14 protein-coding genes are annotated in these 15,216 nt (G+C 56.2%); 9 read left to right on the forward strand and 5 right to left on the reverse strand.

What is annotated here, in order from left to right; genetic code table 11:
• Positions 1-69: 69 nt before the first annotated feature.
• From fkpB to folA, 9 genes are all read left to right on the forward strand, one after another.
• Entirely contained in the window at positions 70-519 is a 450-nt protein-coding gene (fkpB, locus tag GXP72_RS03425; RefSeq protein ID WP_003856450.1) for an FKBP-type peptidyl-prolyl cis-trans isomerase, read from the forward strand.
• 1 nt (position 520) lies between these two features.
• Complete coding sequence (gene ispH / locus GXP72_RS03430; protein ID WP_024907425.1) at positions 521-1,471, forward strand: 4-hydroxy-3-methylbut-2-enyl diphosphate reductase; 951 nt, start codon at positions 521-523, stop codon at positions 1,469-1,471.
• Between the two features lie 205 nt (positions 1,472-1,676).
• Positions 1,677-2,498, forward strand: coding sequence for a 4-hydroxy-tetrahydrodipicolinate reductase (gene dapB / locus GXP72_RS03435; RefSeq protein ID WP_024907426.1), 822 nt, complete (start codon positions 1,677-1,679; stop codon positions 2,496-2,498).
• A 455-nt stretch (positions 2,499-2,953) separates the two neighbouring features.
• Positions 2,954-4,102, forward strand: a complete 1,149-nt coding sequence (gene carA / locus GXP72_RS03440) for a glutamine-hydrolyzing carbamoyl-phosphate synthase small subunit (protein ID WP_024907427.1) — start codon at positions 2,954-2,956, stop codon at positions 4,100-4,102.
• Positions 4,103-4,120: 18 nt separating this feature from the next.
• The gene (gene carB, locus GXP72_RS03445) at positions 4,121-7,345 is read left to right on the forward strand and encodes a carbamoyl-phosphate synthase large subunit (RefSeq protein ID WP_024907428.1); all 3,225 of its coding nucleotides are present in this window, start codon (positions 4,121-4,123) and stop codon (positions 7,343-7,345) included.
• Between the two features lie 139 nt (positions 7,346-7,484).
• Complete coding sequence (locus GXP72_RS03450; RefSeq protein WP_023310357.1) at positions 7,485-7,718, forward strand: YgdI/YgdR family lipoprotein; 234 nt, start codon at positions 7,485-7,487, stop codon at positions 7,716-7,718.
• A 103-nt stretch (positions 7,719-7,821) separates the two neighbouring features.
• Entirely contained in the window at positions 7,822-8,352 is a 531-nt protein-coding gene (gene kefF / locus GXP72_RS03455) for a glutathione-regulated potassium-efflux system oxidoreductase KefF (RefSeq protein ID WP_024907429.1), read from the forward strand.
• The gene (gene kefC / locus GXP72_RS03460; protein ID WP_090419102.1) at positions 8,345-10,210 is read left to right on the forward strand and encodes a glutathione-regulated potassium-efflux system protein KefC; all 1,866 of its coding nucleotides are present in this window, start codon (positions 8,345-8,347) and stop codon (positions 10,208-10,210) included. The genes kefF and kefC overlap by 8 nt, the downstream gene beginning before the upstream one ends.
• A 114-nt stretch (positions 10,211-10,324) precedes the next feature.
• Complete coding sequence (gene folA, locus GXP72_RS03465) at positions 10,325-10,804, forward strand: type 3 dihydrofolate reductase (protein WP_008502023.1); 480 nt, start codon at positions 10,325-10,327, stop codon at positions 10,802-10,804.
• Between the two features lie 38 nt (positions 10,805-10,842).
• Here the strand turns inward: folA and apaH are convergent, their stop codons facing one another.
• The 5 genes from apaH to surA are packed head-to-tail and all read right to left on the reverse strand — an operon-like array spanning position 10,843 to position 15,167.
• A complete protein-coding gene (gene apaH, locus GXP72_RS03470) occupies positions 10,843-11,691 on the reverse strand; it encodes a bis(5'-nucleosyl)-tetraphosphatase (symmetrical) ApaH (RefSeq protein WP_023310360.1) in 849 nt (282 codons plus the stop codon).
• Positions 11,692-11,695: 4 nt separating this feature from the next.
• Complete coding sequence (gene apaG, locus GXP72_RS03475) at positions 11,696-12,073, reverse strand: Co2+/Mg2+ efflux protein ApaG (RefSeq protein ID WP_024907431.1); 378 nt, start codon at positions 12,071-12,073, stop codon at positions 11,696-11,698.
• A 3-nt stretch (positions 12,074-12,076) separates the two neighbouring features.
• Positions 12,077-12,898, reverse strand: a complete 822-nt coding sequence (gene rsmA, locus GXP72_RS03480; RefSeq protein WP_023310362.1) for a 16S rRNA (adenine(1518)-N(6)/adenine(1519)-N(6))-dimethyltransferase RsmA — start codon at positions 12,896-12,898, stop codon at positions 12,077-12,079.
• Positions 12,895-13,881, reverse strand: coding sequence for a 4-hydroxythreonine-4-phosphate dehydrogenase PdxA (pdxA, locus tag GXP72_RS03485; RefSeq protein WP_024907432.1), 987 nt, complete (start codon positions 13,879-13,881; stop codon positions 12,895-12,897). Before pdxA ends, rsmA begins: the two co-directional genes overlap by 4 nt.
• The gene (surA, locus tag GXP72_RS03490) at positions 13,881-15,167 is read right to left on the reverse strand and encodes a peptidylprolyl isomerase SurA (protein ID WP_024907433.1); all 1,287 of its coding nucleotides are present in this window, start codon (positions 15,165-15,167) and stop codon (positions 13,881-13,883) included. The genes pdxA and surA overlap by 1 nt, the downstream gene beginning before the upstream one ends.
• Between the last annotated feature and the right edge of the window lie 49 nt (positions 15,168-15,216).

Genomic DNA, 15,216 nt, shown 5'->3' on the forward strand with positions numbered 1-15,216 from the left:
TACCCGGCCTACGGTTAATGTAGGCCCGGCAAGCGCAGCGCCACCGGGCAAAACAAGCGAGCAATTTGCATGTCTAAATCCGTACAGAGCAACAGCGCGGTTCTCGTTCACTTCACGCTGAAGCTGGATGACGGCTCCACGGCCGAATCCACCCGCAATAACGGCAAACCGGCCCTGTTTCGTCTTGGCGATACTTCCCTGTCTGAAGGTCTTGAGCAGCAGCTTCTCGGTCTGAAAGAGGGTGAGAAAAAAGCCTTTTCGCTGGAGCCGGATGCCGCGTTTGGCGTGCCAAGTCCCGATCTGATCCAGTATTTCTCGCGCCGTGAGTTCATGGACGCGGGCGAACCGGAAATCGGGGCGATTATGCTCTTTACCGCTATGGACGGCAGCGAAATGCCTGGCGTGATCCGCGAAATCAACGGCGATTCGATTACCGTTGATTTCAACCATCCGCTTGCCGGGCGTACCGTTCATTTTGATGTTGAAGTGCTGGAAATCGATCCTGCACTGGAGGCCTGAAATGCAGATCCTGTTGGCTAACCCGCGCGGCTTTTGCGCCGGTGTAGACCGCGCTATCAGCATTGTTGAAAACGCGCTGGAGATTTACGGCGCGCCGATTTATGTACGTCACGAAGTGGTGCATAACCGCTACGTGGTTGACAGCCTGCGCGAGCGCGGCGCCATATTTATCGAGCAGATCAGCGAAGTGCCGGACGGTGCGATCCTGATCTTCTCCGCGCACGGCGTCTCCCAGGCGGTACGTAACGAAGCGAAAAGCCGCGATCTGACCGTATTCGATGCCACCTGTCCACTGGTGACCAAGGTGCATATGGAAGTGGCGCGCGCCAGCCGTCGTGGTGAAGAGTCGATTCTGATTGGCCATGCCGGTCATCCGGAAGTTGAAGGCACCATGGGCCAGTACAGCAACCCGGAAGGGGGGATGTATCTGGTTGAGTCGCCTGAAGATGTCCTGACGCTGAACGTGAAAAATGAAGCCCGTCTGTCGTTTATGACCCAGACGACGCTCTCCGTAGACGATACCTCAGACGTGATTGACGCCCTGCGTCAGCGCTTCCCGAAAATCGTCGGTCCGCGTAAAGATGATATCTGCTATGCGACCACTAACCGTCAGGAAGCGGTGCGCGCACTGGCTGAACAGGCGGATGTGGTGCTGGTGGTCGGCTCCAAAAACTCGTCTAACTCCAATCGCCTGGCCGAACTGGCGCAGCGCATGGGGAAGGCAGCGTTCCTGATTGATGACGCGTCGGATATTCAGGAAGCGTGGGTTAAGCATGCGGCCTGTGTCGGCGTGACGGCCGGGGCGTCTGCGCCAGATATTCTGGTTCAGAACGTCATTTCCCGTTTGCAGGAGCTGGGCGGTGGCGAAGCGGTGCCGCTGGAAGGACGTGAGGAGAACATCGTTTTCGAAGTCCCGAAAGAACTGCGCATTGATGCCCGCGAAGTAGAATAGTCCCTTTTCTGATGAAAGGCCAGCACCTCCTGTGCTGGCCTTTTTTTTAACCGTTACTTTATCGTGACGACAAAATCATGTCTTTTACTGATATTTAAGTCGGTTTCACGTTAAATTCTAATTATCGGTGTTTTCAGTTGGCAGTGCTTCTCAAGGCTGGTTAATCTGAAAACGGTTTACATCATTTTAACGTAAGAGAATAACTATGCATGATGCACAGATCCGTGTCGCCATTGCGGGCGCGGGTGGACGTATGGGCCGTCAGCTTATTCAGGCGGCTCTTCAGATGGATGGCGTCGCGCTTGGCGCGGCCCTGGAGCGTGAAGGTTCTTCACTTCTGGGGACCGATGCCGGTGAGCTGGCGGGCGCAGGCCACACGGGCGTTACCGTGCAAAGCAGCCTGGAGGCGGTAAAAGAGGACTTCGATGTCTTCATCGATTTTACCCGCCCGGAAGGGACGCTCACGCATCTGGCGTTTTGCCGTCAGCACGGCAAGGGGATGGTGATCGGCACCACCGGTTTTGACGACGCGGGTAAGCAGGCTATCCAGGATGCATCAAAAGAGATTGCGATTGTCTTCGCCGCAAACTTCAGCGTGGGCGTTAACGTCATGCTGAAGCTGCTGGAGAAGGCCGCGAAGGTGATGGGCAACTATACCGATATTGAGATCGTAGAAGCTCACCACCGTTACAAAGTTGATGCGCCATCAGGTACGGCGCTGGCGATGGGCGAAGCGATTGCGCATGCACTCGATAAAGATTTAAAAGAGTGCGCGGTCTATACCCGCGAAGGTCACACCGGCGAACGCGTACCGGGCACCATTGGTTTCGCCACCGTGCGAGCGGGTGACATTGTCGGCGAACACACGGCGATGTTCGCCGATATTGGTGAACGTGTCGAGATTACGCATAAAGCCTCCAGCCGAATGACATTTGCTAACGGCGCCGTACGCTCCGCTTTGTGGCTGAAAAATAAAAAAGATGGCCTTTTTGATATGCGAGATGTGCTTGATCTCAACAATTTGTAAGCATTATTACCCATCGTGATGTGGTTATTGCAGTCGTAATTGTTTGATTGCATAGGGCAATATTTTATTGCCCTTTTATTTTTGACTGTTTCAATGTGAATCAGGCTATAGGCCTATAAAAAACTATCTATTGCTGCGTTTTAACGTTGCTGAAATGTAAATTTTGACCATTTGGTCCACTTTATGATGCTCCATCCGCTGATTTTTTATTAAACCAAGCGCGCAAGCGTTTTCCGCAGTGATTTACCTGATCTTTTTGTCGCTTAAGCCTCATTCCTCTCGCCAGGCCTGCAAAAGACTAAACAAAATATCCGTTTTAAGTTGACTTTTACCCACCAAATCCCCAGAATGCCGCCGTTTGCCAAAAATCCGCTGGCAACACATTTGCATTGATCCATGACATGGTTATGAATTAATATGCAAATAAAGTGAGTGAATATTCTCTGGAGGGTGTTTTGATTAAGTCAGCGCTATTGGTTCTGGAAGACGGAACCCAGTTTATCGGTCGGGCCATAGGGGCAACGGGTTCGGCGGTTGGGGAAGTCGTTTTCAATACTTCAATGACCGGTTATCAAGAAATCCTCACTGATCCTTCCTATTCTCGCCAAATCGTTACTCTTACTTATCCTCATATCGGCAATGTCGGCACCAATGCTGCTGACGAAGAATCTTCTCAGGTACATGCGCAAGGCCTGGTCATTCGCGACCTGCCGCTGATTGCCAGCAATTTCCGCAATACCGAAGACCTCTCTTCTTACCTGAAGCGCCATAACATCGTGGCGATTGCCGATATCGATACCCGTAAGTTAACGCGTCTGCTGCGCGAGAAGGGTGCACAGAACGGCTGCATTATCGCGGGTGATAACCTCGATGCGACGCTGGCGCTGGAAAAAGCGAAAGCCTTCCCGGGCCTGAACGGCATGGACCTGGCGAAAGAAGTGACTACCGCTGAAGCCTACAGCTGGACTCAGGGGAGCTGGACGCTTTCAGGCGACCTGCCGGAAGCGAAAAAAGAGAGCGAGCTGCCGTTCCACGTGGTGGCCTACGATTTCGGCGCCAAGCGCAACATCCTGCGCATGCTGGTTGACCGCGGCTGCCGCCTGACGGTGGTGCCGGCACAAACGTCTGCCGAAGACGTGCTGAAGATGAATCCGGACGGTATTTTCCTGTCCAACGGCCCTGGCGACCCGGCGCCGTGCGATTACGCTATCGCCGCCATTAAGTCCTTCCTGGAAACCGACATCCCGGTATTCGGCATCTGTCTCGGCCATCAGCTGCTGGCCCTGGCGAGCGGTGCGAACACCGTTAAGATGAAGTTCGGCCACCACGGTGGTAACCACCCGGTGAAAGACATCGATAACAACACGGTGATGATCACCGCGCAGAACCACGGCTTTGCCGTCGATGAAGCCTCAATGCCGGCTAACCTGCGCGTGACCCACAAGTCGCTGTTCGATGGCACCCTGCAGGGCATCCACCGTACCGATAAGCCAGCGTTCAGCTTCCAGGGCCACCCGGAAGCCAGCCCGGGCCCACACGACGCCGCGCCGCTGTTCGATCACTTCATCGAACTTATCGAGCAATACCGTAAGACCGCTAAATAATCAGGAGCCGAGAAGACAATGCCAAAACGTACAGACATAAAAAGCATCCTGATCCTTGGCGCTGGCCCGATCGTGATCGGCCAGGCCTGTGAATTCGACTACTCCGGCGCGCAGGCGTGTAAAGCCCTGCGCGAAGAGGGTTACCGCGTTATCCTGGTGAACTCCAACCCGGCAACCATCATGACCGACCCGGAAATGGCTGATGCAACCTACATCGAGCCGATTCACTGGGAAGTGGTGCGTAAAATCATCGAGAAAGAGCGTCCGGACGCGGTGCTGCCAACCATGGGCGGCCAGACGGCGCTGAACTGTGCGCTGGAGCTGGAGCGTCAGGGCGTGCTGGCCGAGTTCGGCGTGACCATGATTGGTGCGACCGCCGACGCGATTGATAAAGCAGAAGACCGTCGCCGCTTCGACGTGGCGATGAAGAAAATCGGCCTCGACACCGCGCGCTCCGGTATCGCACACAATATGGAAGAAGCGCTGGCCGTTGCGGCTGACGTGGGCTATCCGTGCATCATCCGTCCATCGTTCACCATGGGCGGCACCGGCGGCGGCATCGCCTACAACCGCGAAGAGTTCGAAGAGATTTGCGAACGCGGTCTGGATCTCTCCCCAACCAAAGAGCTGCTGATTGATGAATCGCTGATTGGCTGGAAAGAGTACGAGATGGAAGTGGTGCGTGATAAAAACGACAACTGCATCATCGTCTGCTCTATCGAAAACTTCGATGCGATGGGTATCCACACCGGTGACTCCATCACCGTTGCGCCAGCTCAGACCCTGACCGACAAAGAGTATCAAATCATGCGTAACGCCTCGATGGCGGTACTGCGTGAAATCGGCGTGGAAACCGGCGGTTCTAACGTGCAGTTCTCCGTTAACCCGAAAACCGGCCGTCTGATTGTTATCGAAATGAACCCGCGCGTGTCCCGTTCCTCCGCGCTGGCCTCTAAAGCGACCGGCTTCCCGATTGCGAAAGTGGCGGCGAAACTGGCGGTGGGCTACACCCTCGACGAGCTGATGAACGACATCACCGGTGGCCGCACCCCTGCGTCCTTCGAGCCGTCCATCGACTACGTTGTCACCAAAATTCCACGCTTCAACTTCGAGAAATTTGCAGGCGCGAACGACCGTCTGACCACCCAGATGAAATCTGTCGGTGAAGTGATGGCGATTGGCCGCACGCAGCAGGAATCCCTGCAGAAAGCGCTGCGCGGTCTCGAAGTGGGCGCGACCGGCTTCGACCCGAAAGTGAGCCTGGACGACCCGGAAGCGCTGACGAAAATCCGCCGCGAGCTGAAGGACGCGGGCGCAGAGCGTATCTGGTACATCGCCGATGCCTTCCGTGCGGGGCTGTCCGTCGACGGCGTGTTCAACCTGACCAACATCGACCGCTGGTTCCTGGTGCAGATTGAAGAGCTGGTGCGTCTGGAAGAGCAGGTGGCTGAGCTGGGCATCACCGGCCTGGACGCTGACTTCCTGCGCGTGCTGAAGCGTAAAGGCTTCGCCGATGCGCGTCTGGCTAAGCTGGCGGGCGTGCGTGAAGCGGAAATCCGCAAGCTGCGCGACCAGTATGACCTGCACCCGGTCTACAAGCGCGTGGACACCTGCGCGGCAGAATTCTCGACCGACACCGCCTACATGTACTCCACCTATGAAGACGAGTGCGAAGCGAACCCGTCCGTCGACCGCGACAAGATTATGGTGCTGGGCGGCGGTCCAAACCGTATCGGCCAGGGTATTGAGTTCGACTACTGCTGCGTGCACGCCTCCCTGGCGCTGCGTGAAGACGGTTACGAGACCATCATGGTCAACTGTAACCCGGAAACCGTATCGACCGACTACGACACCTCTGACCGCCTCTACTTCGAGCCGGTAACCCTGGAAGACGTGCTGGAAATCGTGCGCATCGAGAAGCCAAAAGGCGTTATCGTGCAGTACGGCGGCCAGACCCCGCTGAAGCTGGCGCGCGCGCTGGAAGCTGCAGGCGTGCCGGTTATTGGTACCAGCCCGGATGCGATTGACCGTGCGGAAGACCGTGAGCGTTTCCAGCAGGCGGTTGACCGTCTGAAGCTGAAACAGCCGGCGAACGCCACCGTCACCGCCATTGAGATGGCCGTTGAGAAGGCGAAAGAGATTGGCTACCCGCTGGTGGTGCGTCCTTCGTACGTACTGGGCGGCCGCGCGATGGAAATCGTGTATGACGAAGCCGACCTGCGCCGCTACTTCCAGACCGCGGTAAGCGTGTCCAACGATGCGCCAGTGCTGCTCGACCGCTTCCTCGACGACGCGGTTGAAGTGGACGTGGACGCCATCTGCGACGGCGAAATGGTGCTGATTGGCGGCATCATGGAGCACATCGAGCAGGCAGGCGTACACTCCGGTGACTCAGCCTGTTCTCTGCCAGCCTACACGCTGAGTCAGGAGATTCAGGACGTGATGCGCCAGCAGGTGCAGAAGCTGGCCTTCGAGCTGCAGGTTCGCGGTCTGATGAACGTCCAGTTCGCGGTGAAAGACAACGAAGTCTACCTGATTGAAGTGAACCCGCGTGCGGCACGTACCGTACCGTTCGTCTCCAAAGCCACCGGCGTACCGCTGGCGAAAGTGGCGGCGCGCGTGATGGCGGGCCAGACGCTGGCGCAGCAGGGCGTGACCAAAGAGATCATTCCACCGTACTACTCGGTGAAAGAAGTGGTGCTGCCGTTCAACAAATTCCCGGGCGTTGACCCGCTGTTAGGGCCAGAAATGCGCTCTACCGGGGAAGTGATGGGCGTAGGCCGCACCTTCGCTGAAGCGTTCGCGAAGGCACAGCTGGGCAGTAGCTCCACCATGAGAAAATCAGGCCGTGCGCTGCTCTCCGTTCGTGAAGGCGACAAAGAGCGCGTGGTTGACCTGGCCGCCAAGCTGCTGAAACAGGGCTTCGAGCTGGATGCAACCCACGGTACGGCGATTGTGCTGGGCGAAGCCGGCATCAACCCGCGTCTGGTGAACAAGGTGCATGAAGGTCGTCCGCACATTCAGGATCGTATCAAGAATGGCGAATACACCTACATCATCAACACCACCGCAGGCCGCCAGGCGATCGAAGACTCCAAGCTGATTCGCCGCAGCGCGCTGCAGTACAAAGTGCACTACGACACCACCCTGAACGGCGGTTTCGCAACGGCCATGGCGCTGAACGCGGATGCTACCGAGAAGGTGATTTCAGTGCAGGAAATGCACGCGCAGATTAGCAAGTAAGTAAAAATGCCCGGTGCCGTTCGGCTGCCGGGCATTCTCCCCATCTTCAGAACCTTCTGGTTTTTCATCCGCTTTCAGTCAGTTAGCCTAAAATCATTAGGTCGATAACGAAATTCAACTGAGAGCAGGGGAAAACACCATGCAAAATAAATTACTGATCGCTTCCGTTCTGGCTGCCACGACAATGTTTACCGTTGCGGGCTGTTCGTCCAATCAGGCCGTAAAAACCACCGATGGCAAAACCATTGTTACCGACGGAAAACCGCAGGTGGATGACGATACCGGTCTGGTGTCGTACAAAAACGCCGAAACCGGTCAAACCGAGCAGATCAACCGTGACCAGGTGAAATCGATGGGCGAGCTGGATAACTAATTCAGAATTCTGACGTAAGCCCGTCAATAATATTCACTATTAGCCTGTTGAATTACTGACTACACTCTTTTGTTAAAAGAAAGCAGTAACAACAGGCTAATCAATGATTCTGATAATTTATGCCCATCCTTATCCGCAGCACTCGCATGCGAATAAGCGGATGCTTGAGCAGGTAAGGACGCTTGATAACGTAGAGATACGTTCCCTCTATCAACTCTATCCCGATTTTAATATCGATATCGCCGCCGAACAGGAGGCGCTTTCCCGTGCCGATCTGATTATCTGGCAGCATCCCATGCAGTGGTATAGCACGCCCCCGCTCCTGAAGCTGTGGATTGATAAAGTCTTCTCCCACGGCTGGGCGTATGGCCACAACGGCAATGCGCTAAAAGGGAAAAGCCTGATGTGGGCGGTCACCACCGGCGGCGGGGAAAGCCACTTTGATATCGGTTCCTTCCCGGGTTTTGACGTCCTGGCACAGCCGCTGCAGGCGACTGCGCTGTATTGCGGTCTGAACTGGCTCCCGCCGTTTGCGATGCACTGCACGTTTGTCTGCGACGATGAAACGCTGCAGGCGCAGGCTCGCCATTATAAACAACGCTTACTTGAGTGGCAGGAGGCGCACCATGGATAGCCATACGCTGATACAGGCGCTGATATACCTTGGCGCAGCGGCGCTGATTGTGCCCGTGGCGGTACGCCTGGGGCTGGGCTCTGTTCTCGGCTACCTGATTGCGGGCTGCGTCATTGGACCGTGGGGCTTTCGACTGGTGACGGATGCAGAGGCGATCCTTCATTTCGCTGAAATCGGCGTGGTGCTGATGCTCTTTGTGATTGGCCTGGAGCTCGACCCGCAGCGGTTGTGGAAGCTTCGCGCATCGGTATTTGGCGGTGGGGCACTGCAGATGGTGGCCTGCGGCCTACTGCTGGGCGGGTTCTGCATCCTGCTGGGCATGGACTGGAAAGTGGCAGAGCTCATCGGCATGACCCTGGCGCTCTCCTCAACGGCCATTGCCATGCAGGCGATGAACGAACGAAATCTGACGGTATCCCAGATGGGACGTAGCGCGTTCTCGGTGCTGCTGTTCCAGGATATTGCCGCTATCCCGCTGGTGGCGATGATCCCGCTGCTGGCGGCCAGCGGTTCCTCTACCACGCTGGGCGCTTTCGCGCTGTCGGCACTGAAGGTGGCGGGCGCGCTGGCGCTGGTGGTGCTGCTTGGTCGCTACGTCACCCGTCCGCTGCTGCGGTTTGTTGCCCGCTCGGGCCTGCGCGAAGTGTTCAGCGCCGTGGCGCTGTTCCTGGTGTTTGGCTTCGGTCTGCTGCTGGAAGAGGCCGGGCTGTCGATGGCGATGGGGGCGTTCCTCGCAGGCGTTCTGCTGGCGAGTTCTGAATACCGTCACGCGCTGGAAAGCGATATCGAGCCGTTCAAAGGGTTGCTGCTGGGGCTGTTTTTCATTGGTGTGGGGATGTCCGTCGACTTCGGCACGCTGGTGACGCACCCGCTGCGGATCGTCATCCTGCTCGTCGGCTTCCTGATCATTAAAATGGTGATGCTGTGGCTGATTGCGCGTCCATTAAACGTGCCGACCAGGCAGCGCCGCTGGTTTGCCGTGCTGCTGGGGCAGGGGAGTGAATTTGCGTTCGTGGTCTTTGGCGCCGCGCAGATGGCAAACGTGCTCGATCCCGAGTGGGCGAAAGCGCTGACGCTGGCGGTCGCACTGTCGATGGCGGCGACGCCTGTGCTGCTGGTGGTGCTGACGCGTCTGGAAAAATCGGACAGCGAGCAGGAGCGCGAAGCCGATGAGATTGACGAGGAGCAGCCGCGCGTCATCATCGCCGGATTTGGTCGCTACGGGCAGATCGTCGGGCGTTTATTACTCTCCAGCGGCGTGAAGATGGTCATCCTCGATCACGATCCCGACCATGTCGATACTCTGCGTAAATTTGATATGAAGGTGTTTTACGGGGATGCCACCCGCGTCGATCTGCTGGAATCCGCCGGGGCGGCAAAAGCCGAGGTATTGATTAACGCCATTGACGATCCGGAGACCAGCATGCAGATGGTGGAACTGGTTAAAGAGCATTTCCCGGCACTGACCATTATCTCCCGCGCGCGCGATGTGGATCACTACATCAGGCTGCGACAGGCGGGCGTAGACGCACCGGAGCGTGAAACGTTCGAAGGTGCGCTGAAGTCTGGCCGTATGGCGCTGGAAAACCTGGGGCTTGGCGCGTACGAAGCGCGCGAACGGGCGGACCTGTTCCGTCGCTTTAATACCGATATGGTTGAAGAGATGGCGGCGATGGCGGGCAGTACGGCTACCGAGCGCGCGGCAGTGTTTAAACGCACCAGCGCGATGCTGACGGAAATCATTAACGAGGACCGTAACCACCTGTCGCTGATCCAGCGCCACGGCTGGCAGGGCACGGAAGAGGGCAAGCATACCGGCGATCCGGCTGACGAGCCCGAGAGTAAACCTTCCGCGTGAAGTGGAGTTGCCAGCAATATTAAAAAATTTCTTTATCTTTACCCTGCCGCCAGTCGACGAAAGATTAAGCTTTCCGTATAGTGGCGGCAATTTTTTGCATCCGGGAAATTTTCAATGATCAGTCTGATTGCAGCGCTGGCGGTGGACCGCGTTATCGGTATGGAAAATGCCATGCCGTGGAACCTGCCTGCCGATCTCGCATGGTTTAAACGTACTACGTTAAACAAGCCGGTAGTGATGGGCCGCCTGACCTGGGAGTCGATTGGTCGTCCATTGCCGGGCCGTAAGAATATCGTTATCAGCAGCCAGCCAGGCACTGACGATCGCGTCGAATGGGTAAAATCAGTAGACGAGGCGATTGCTGCATGCGGCAATGCCGAAGAGATTATGGTGATTGGCGGTGGGCGTGTGTACGAGCAGTTCCTGCCAAAAGCGCAGAAGCTGTATCTGACCCACATTGATGCAGAAGTGGAAGGGGATACCCATTTCCCGGACTACGATCCGGACGAGTGGGAATCGGTATTCAGCGAATTCCACGACGCGGATGCACAGAACTCCCACAGCTACTGCTTCGAGATTCTGGAACGTCGTTAAGTAATTTTCCCTCTCCCGGCCGGGAGAGGGAATCATTATCAGGAGGCAACGGCCTCACTTTCTCCTAAGTCCAGCTGTCGGTTGGACGGCTGCACAAAGTAAGCTTTATCTTCCCAGCGTAAGCAGGTTAACTCCCCACCCCAGCAGCATCCGGTATCCAGACCGTAAATCCCTTCCGGCGTTCCTTTTCCTTCCAGTGCTGCCCAGTGACCAAATACCACGCTGTACTCGCTGGTCACCGGTCCCGGAATGGCAAACCACGGTTTCAGCGGGGCGGGCGCGCTTTCCGGCGTTTCTTTGGAATACATATCCAGCTGCCCGTTCGGGAAGCAGAAACGCATGCGGGTGAACGCGTTGGTGATAAAGCGCAGGCGAGCCAGACCGCTGAGATCCTCGCTCCAGTGGTTCGGCATATCGCCGTACATGGCATCAAGGAAGAAAGGATACGAGTCGCTCGCCAGCACCGCCTCAACGTCACGCGCGCAGGTTTTCGCCGTCTCAAGATCCCATTGTGGCGTGATCCCGGCATGCGCCATGACCAGCTTTTTCTCTTCGTCGATCTGCAGCAGGGGCTGACGGCGCAGCCAGTTAATCAGATCGTCCGCGTCCGGCGCATCCAGCAGTGGTGTGAGGCGATCTTTAGGCTTGTTGCGGCTGATCCCGGCGAAAACCGCCAGCAGATGCAGATCGTGATTACCCAGCACCATGCGCACGCTGTCGCCCAGCGATTTGACGAAACGTAATACTTCAAGGGAGCCGGGGCCACGCGCGACTAAATCGCCCGTCAGCCAGAGCGTGTCCTGTCCTGGCGTAAAGTCGACCTGTTTTAACAATGCGATCAGTTCATCGTAGCAACCGTGAACGTCGCCAATCAGATATGTAGACATTAGATTAATGAATGAGTGTAGTAACGGCGAGACGGAACACAGGAATGGCAACGCGGAATCCGTTGCCATCGACGTCGACCATTTCATAATGGCCTTGCATGGTACCCATCGGCGTTTCAATTACCGCGCCGCTGGTGTACTGGTACTCTTCGCCAGGGGCGATGTGGGGCTGTTCACCGACCACACCTTCGCCCTGAACTTCAATTTCGCGGCCATTGCCGTTAGTGATTAGCCAGTAGCGCCCGCGCAGCTGCACGGGCATCCGCCCCAGATTACGAATGGTCACGGTATAAGCGAAAACAAAACGATCTTCGTCCGGAGAGGACTGTGATTCAACATAGACGCTTTGTACATGGACACATACGCGGGGCGAATCAATCATGGCTTAACTCTCCTTCGGCGGCGCATTATCGCTGATGTAATTAGCCAGCTTGCAGTACTGCTCTACGGAAATATTCTCCGCACGCATTGCCGGGTCGATCCCCAGCTCGGCTAACACCTCTACGGTAAACGAATTGCTCAGGCTGTTACGGATCGTTTTACGGCGCTGGTTAAAGGCTTCTGTGGTAATGCGGCTCAGTACGCGCAGATCTTTAACCGGATACGGTTTCGTCTTGTGCGGCACAAGGCGCACAACCGCTGAATCCACTTTCGGTGGTGGTGTGAACGCTGACGGCGGTACTTCGAGTACCGGGATCACGTTGCAGTAATATTGTGCCATCACGCTTAAACGACCATACGCTTTACTGTTCGGGCCTGCAACCAGACGGTTAACAACCTCTTTTTGCAACATGAAGTGCATGTCGGCAATGGCATCAGTATAGCTAAAGAGGTGGAACATGAGCGGCGTAGAGATGTTGTACGGCAGGTTGCCGAAAACGCGCAGCGGCTGGCCCATTTTTTCCGACAGTTCGCCAAAGTTCATGGTCATGGCATCCTGCTGATAGATGGTCAGCTTCGGCCCGAGGAACGGGTGCGTTTGCAGGCGTGCGGCCAGATCGCGGTCCAGTTCGATGACGGTCAGTTCGTCGAGGCGTTCGCCTACCGGTTCGGTCAGTGCAGCAAGGCCCGGGCCGATTTCGACCATCGCCTGGCCTTTTTGCGGATTAATAGCCGAGACAATGCTTTCGATCACGAACTGATCGTTAAGGAAGTTTTGCCCGAAACGTTTACGGGCTAAGTGGCCCTGATGGACTCGATTAGTCATTGAGTATTAACAATCATTTTGATGGCGAGATTAAGCGCCGTAATAAAACTGCCGACATCCGCTTTCCCCTGGCCTGCCAGATCCAGCGCAGTACCGTGGTCAACGGACGTTCGAATAAAAGGTAAACCGAGGGTGATATTCACCCCGCGGCCAAAGCCCTGGTATTTTAGCACGGGCAGGCCCTGATCGTGGTACATCGCAAGCACGGCGTCGGCATTATCCAGGTATTTCGGCTGGAAAAGGGTATCAGCAGGCAGCGGACCGCTGAGGTTCATTCCCTTCGCCCGCATTTCGTTGAGTACCGGAATGATGGTATCGATCTCTTCGGTGCCCATGTGCCCGCCTTCGCCCGCGTGCGGATTCAGGCCGCAAACCAGCACATGCGGCTGCGGGATCCCAAATTTTGTCTGCAGATCGTGATGCAAAATCCCGATGATCTCACGCAGGAGATCGGGGGTGATCGCATCCGGAATCGCTTTGATCGGCAGATGGGTGGTCACCAGGGCAACGCGCATCGCTTCGGTCGCTAGCATCATCACCACTTTCGGACTGTGCGAGCGCTCTTCGAAGAACTCCGTATGCCCGGTAAACGGTATGCCCGCTTCGTTGATCACGCCTTTGTGAACGGGGCCGGTAATCAGAGCGGCAAATTCGCCCTTCAGGCAACCGTCGCAGGCGCGCGCAAGGGTTTCAACGACATAGTGGCCGTTTTCCGTGCTGAGCTGACCCGGAATGACCGGCGTTCGAAGGGGAACAGAGAGAAGGGTAAGCGTACCGGCTTGCTGTGGTGCAGGCTGTTGGCCTTCAACGTAAGGGATGAGCGTTAAAGGCAGACCGAGCAGTGTTGCCCGGTCTTGTAACAGTGTTGCATCGGCGCAGACAACCAGTTCTACCGGCCAGCTGAGCTGGGCGAGCTGGACAACGAGGTCAGGCCCAATCCCGGCGGGTTCGCCGGGCGTGATAACAACACGATGCTGTTTCATTAGTTGCTCAGCACTTTCACGTAAGCACTGGCGCGTTGTTCCTGCATCCAGGTGGCTGCTTCTTCAGAGAACTTACGGTTAAACAGCATACGGTAGGCTCTGTCTTTCTGTGCCGCATCCGTTTTATCAACGTTACGGGTGTCCATCAGCTCGATCAGATGCCAGCCAAACGAAGAGTGGACCGGCGTGCTCATCTGGCCTTTGTTCAGCTTCATCAACGCGTCACGGAAGGCAGGATCGTAAATATCCGCAGCCGCCCAGCCCAGATCGCCGCCCTGGTTAGCAGAGCCTGGATCCTGAGAGAACTCTTTTGCGGCCTTCGCAAACGAGGTTTTACCGCTCTTAATGTCTGCTGCGATCTGTTCCAGCTTCGCACGCGCCTGATCGTCAGTCATGACCGGTGACGGTTTCAGCAGAATGTGGCGAGCGTGAACTTCGGTGACGGAGATATTTTGGCTCTGGCCGCGCAGATCGTTCACCTTCAGAATGTGGAAGCCCACGCCTGAACGGATAGGACCGACGATATCCCCTTTCTTCGCCGTGCTCAGCGCCTGGGCAAAGATGGATGGCAGCTCCTGAATACGTCCCCAGCCCATCTGGCCGCCTTTCAGCGCCTGTTGGTCAGCGGAGTAGGTGATGGCCAGCTTGCCAAAGTCGCCGCCGTTACGCGCCTGTTCAACAATAGAACGCGCCTGGCTTTCTGCTTCCGCAGCCTGATCGGACGTTGGGTTCTCTGGCAGTGGAATCAAAATGTGGCTCAGATTCAGCTCTGTGCTCGCATCGTTCTGGTTACCCACCTGTTTTGCCAGCGCCTCCACTTCCTGAGGCAGGATAGTGACGCGGCGACGCACTTCGTTGTTACGTACTTCCGAAATCAGCATCTCTTTACGGATCTGATTACGGTAGGTGGCGTAGCTGATGCCGTCATAGGCCAGACGGCTGCGCATCTGATCTAAAGACATATTGTTTTGCTTCGCGATGTTAGCGATCGCCTGATCGAGCTGCTCGTCAGTGACTTTCACACCCATTTTCTGCCCCATCTGCAGAACGATCTGATCCATGATCAGACGCTCCAGGATCTGGTGGCGCAGCGTGGCGTCATCCGGAAGCTGTTGACCGGCTTCGCCCGAATTGAGCTTCACCGATTTCATCAGACCGTCAACGTCACTTTCAAGCACGACGCCGTTGTTAACCACAGCAGCGACTTTATCAACAACCTGGGGGGCCGCGAAGCTGGTATTCGCAACCATAGCGACACCGAGCAGCAGCGTTTTCCAGTTCTTCATACTTTTTCCATTTCAATTAACCGCAAAGCGGATTACGTTGCAAATCAAG

Source organism: Enterobacter sp. SES19, from assembly GCF_011765665.1.
Lineage (GTDB): Bacteria > Pseudomonadota > Gammaproteobacteria > Enterobacterales > Enterobacteriaceae > Enterobacter > Enterobacter pseudoroggenkampii.